The sequence below is a fragment of the Campylobacter portucalensis genome, from assembly GCF_009690845.1.
In the GTDB taxonomy this organism is placed as follows: Bacteria; Campylobacterota; Campylobacteria; order Campylobacterales; family Campylobacteraceae; genus Campylobacter_B; species Campylobacter_B portucalensis.
In genome coordinates this window covers 1-1,174 of the sequence record NZ_VWSJ01000050.1, presented here as the reverse complement: position 1 = coordinate 1,174, position 1,174 = coordinate 1, and the positions used below count along the sequence as shown (strand labels likewise).

Here is a 1,174-nt window from a genome sequence, read left to right as displayed (position 1 = left end):
CTTTACATACCCTTATGTAAAAAAGCCAAGAAAAAACATAAAAAATCAATCAAAAATTAAAGCAAAATAAAAGCTTTTTATGTATAATTGATAAAATTATCTTGGAGATTGAAAATGATAAATTGTGCAAAATACGAACAGATGAACCAAAGTGAGATTTTTAAAATTTTAAAAAGCGAAGAAGAAAAATTAAATCAACAAATGGAACTGGTGGTGTATTTAAGAAATAAACTAAAAAATGATTTTTATGATTTAAAAAATGCCCCATCTATCATAAAACTAGATGCCGAATTTGAAAAATTATCACCCTTAGAACAAGATGAAATTTTAAATGAAGTAAAAAAAGAAATGCACGGCTAATGTATAAAGTAAAACTTAAAAAATCAGCCGACAAACAATTAGAAAAAATTGCAAAAGGTGATAAAATTTCAGCATTAAAAATAAGAACTTTTTTAAATGAATTAGAAAAAGAAAAAGACCCTTTTACTCTTAAAAATGCTTTAAAAATGTCAGGATATGAAAACATATATCGCTGGAAAATAGGACTTCATTATAGGATTATAGGTATAAAAGAAGACGAAATTCTAACAATAGAAATTATAGAGATAACTTCAAGAGAAAATGCTTATAAAAAATAAGTCTTTAACATCAAATCAAAAAACTATTTTTCATATTTTAAACGGAGTTTTTAATATAAGTATAAATAATTTTATAGCCCTAAATTTAGGGCTATAAAAGTGAAATTATATTGATTAGAATTTAACACCCACGCCAGAAATAGCAACCTCACCATTGCCACTTTGTGTGTCTGTATAAGTTTGGGTTGCTAAATCGTATTTAGGATAAGTAAATTTACCTTTTAAAATAGCATCGATTGACGCCAATTCATATACTTTTTTGCAGATTTTTTCACTATTACCGCTACCTTGAGTGACTTTTAAAGTAGCTGGTTTTTTTGTTGAATCATCATAATCTGTTGCTTCAAAATGAATGCAAGCTTTGCCGGCTGTCATTAAATCACCTTGTAATCCTGAAACATTAGCTAATTGCACATTTGTCATTGTGGAAATTTCGCTTGCCAAAGCACCTTGTGAAGTATAATAGGCGCCCAAATCACTAATAATTGTGGTCATATTGGTACCAACTTTAACTATCTCTGCATCATCTCTAGTTG

The 1,174-nt window shown here is 27.9% G+C and carries 3 protein-coding genes; 2 read left to right on the top strand and 1 reads right to left on the bottom strand.

Annotation, left to right across the window (positions count from 1 at the left end; all coding sequences use genetic code 11):
• Positions 1 to 114 precede the first annotated feature (114 nt).
• A complete protein-coding gene (locus F1B92_RS08510) occupies positions 115 to 360 on the top strand; it encodes a formate dehydrogenase (RefSeq protein ID WP_154571416.1) in 246 nt (81 codons plus the stop codon).
• Entirely contained in the window at positions 360 to 638 is a 279-nt protein-coding gene (locus F1B92_RS08505) for a type II toxin-antitoxin system RelE family toxin (protein WP_154571415.1), read from the top strand. Before F1B92_RS08510 ends, F1B92_RS08505 begins: the two co-directional genes overlap by 1 nt.
• A gap of 114 nt (positions 639 to 752) precedes the next feature.
• On the opposite strand, the gene F1B92_RS08500 is transcribed toward F1B92_RS08505, so the two are convergent.
• Positions 753 to 1,174, bottom strand: a 422-nt coding sequence (locus F1B92_RS08500) for a prepilin-type cleavage/methylation domain-containing protein (protein ID WP_229770990.1), incomplete at its 5' end; no start/stop codon positions are given.

Bases quoted from the DNA above. Each gene is read 5' to 3' on its own strand.
- F1B92_RS08510 (WP_154571416.1), top strand. From the start codon at position 115: ATGATAAATTGTGCAAAATACGAACAGATGAACCAAAGTGAGATTTTT.
- F1B92_RS08505 (WP_154571415.1), top strand. From the start codon at position 360: ATGTATAAAGTAAAACTTAAAAAATCAGCCGACAAACAATTAGAAAAA.